We start from the raw sequence: 765 nt of genomic DNA, 5'->3' as shown, positions 1-765 counted from the left end.
GCGCAACAGCACGTCGCGGGTGCCGCCGTCCGCCTCGCGCAGGCGCAACCGCAGCGCGCCCCATTCGACGCCGTCGCCCAGCACCGCATGGCCGTAGCGGGTGGTGGGCTCGAGATAGCCGGCGCCGGTCAGGACCGGCTCGGCCAGTGCCGGGTCCGCCGCCCCGAGGCACATCGCAAGCCACGCACAGAGGACCCGCCCACGCGCGCGGCGCCGGCGCGGATCCGGGTGCGTGGAGCAGATCAGATCTGCTTCTCCGGCATCTGCACGACGAGACCGTCCAGCGCGTCGGAGACCTTGAGCTGGCAGGTCAGCCGCGAGCGGGTGGGATCGGGCTCGAAGGCGAAGTCGAGCATGTCCTCTTCCATGTCGTCCTTGGCGGGCAGCTTCTCGACCCAGTCGGGATGGACGTAGACATGGCAGGTCGAGCAGGCGCAGGCGCCACCGCAATCGGCGTCGATGCCGGGGATGTTGTTGTCGCGCGCGCCCTCCATCACCGTCATGCCGGTGGCAACCTCGACCACGTGTTCGGTGCCGTTGTGCTCGATATAGGTAATCTTAGCCATTGCCTGATCGTTCCTCGTTCCAGAAGTCCCGCCATTCCTAGTGCTGCCCCGCGTCCATTTCCAGCCCCTTCGCCATGCCTGCCGCCACGCCCGGCGCGGTTGCCCTAATCCACGCCCGGGCCCGCCGCTTTAAAGCCTGCGGCCAACCCGTTAATCACTGCCGCAACACCCCTCCCCCCCCGACACGGTCCACCCCACC

At 68.8% G+C, this 765-nt stretch carries 1 protein-coding gene; it reads right to left on the bottom strand.

Annotated elements, in window-relative coordinates; genetic code table 11:
* Positions 1 to 242 precede the first annotated feature (242 nt).
* Positions 243 to 566 (bottom strand): 2Fe-2S iron-sulfur cluster-binding protein, encoded by a 324-nt coding sequence (locus HC022_RS28000; protein WP_008883776.1) that lies wholly within the window; start codon positions 564 to 566, stop codon positions 243 to 245.
* Positions 567 to 765: the final 199 nt, after the last annotated feature.

Origin of the sequence: Salipiger sp. HF18, assembly GCF_011806505.1 — a bacterium.
GTDB classification, from domain to species: Bacteria; Pseudomonadota; Alphaproteobacteria; order Rhodobacterales; family Rhodobacteraceae; genus Salipiger; species Salipiger thiooxidans.
This window is presented reverse-complemented; position numbering and strand designations above follow the sequence as displayed.

Coding starts and splice junctions, on each gene's coding strand:
- HC022_RS28000 (WP_008883776.1), bottom strand. CDS start 566: ATGGCTAAGATTACCTATATCGAGCACAACGGCACCGAACACGTGGTC.